The organism is Frankia sp. AgKG'84/4 (assembly GCF_023242965.2).
Lineage (GTDB): Bacteria > Actinomycetota > Actinomycetes > Frankiales > Frankiaceae > Frankia.
On sequence record NZ_JALKFU020000807.1, the window covers coordinates 1 to 1,066 of the forward strand.

General features: G+C 76.3%; 1 protein-coding gene. It reads left to right on the top strand.

Going from position 1 to position 1,066, the window contains the following annotated elements; all coding sequences use genetic code 11:
• Positions 1–273 precede the first annotated feature (273 nt).
• Positions 274–1,066 (top strand): condensation domain-containing protein (locus MXD58_RS25355; RefSeq protein ID WP_250610175.1); only part of this gene is annotated, 793 nt, incomplete at its 3' end.

The following is a 1,066-nucleotide window of genomic DNA, read 5'->3' on the forward strand; positions in this document are numbered from 1 at the left end:
CCGCAGGATGGCGGCCGCCTCGTCGGCGGGCACCGCGACACCCGCGGCGGGCGGCGCCGAGTCGGCGGACCGGACGGCCGTCGCCGTGCGAACCGCCTGATCACGGGCTGCTGAAGCATTGCATCTCGCAGCACAGTCAACTAAGGTTAGGTAAACCTAAAAGATTGGTCGTCGGGTTCGGCGTGCCTTCGCCGACGACCCCTCCTGCGCGCGCCTTCTGCCCATCGCCGGCCGGCGCTCGCGCCACCGTGGAACCGAAGGGACCGCCCACCGATGGTCGCGAGCCGGCCCCCCGATGCCCCCCGGCCCCCCGATGCCCCCCGCCCCCCCGATGCCCCCCGGGTGCCGTTGTCCTCCGCCCAGCGCCGCTGCTGGTTCCTGCACCGGCTCGCCCCCGACAGCGGCGCGCACCAGCTGTCCGTGCGGGCCCGCCTCACCGGCCCGTGCGACACCGAGGCCCTCACCGGCGCGTTGCGCGACCTCCTCGACCGGCACGACATCCTGCGCACCGTCTACCCGACGGACGCGGCCGGCGAGCCGACGCGCGCGGTCCGGTCCGGGCCGGCGGCGTACCTGCTGCCCGTCATCGTGCGGGACCTGTCCGTCGACCAGGCGTTCCTGGCAGCGTCGGGTGGCGCCTCCGACCCGCTGGCGGGCCTGGCCGACCCGGCGGACCCGACCGGGGACAGCACGCTGCGGGCGGCGCTGGAGGCGTTCGGCTGGGAGCCGTTCGACCTCGGCGCCGACACCCCGCTGCGGGCCCAGATCCTGCGGGTCGCCCCGGACGAGCACGTGCTGCACCTGGTGCTCGCGCGCATCGCCGGGGACGAGACGAGCTGGACGATCCTGTTCGCCGATCTCGCCGCCTGCTATCAGGCCAGGTGCCGCGGTGCACGGGCCGATCCGCCCGCCGCGCGCGCCAGCCACGCCGACCAGGCCCGCTGGGAGGCCACGGCCGAGCACCGGGCCGAGGTCAACCGGCAGCTCGCCTGGTGGCGCGACGCCCTGACGCCGCCCCCCGCGCCGCTCACCCCGGCGCTGGTGAGTGCGACCACCACACCGCCGC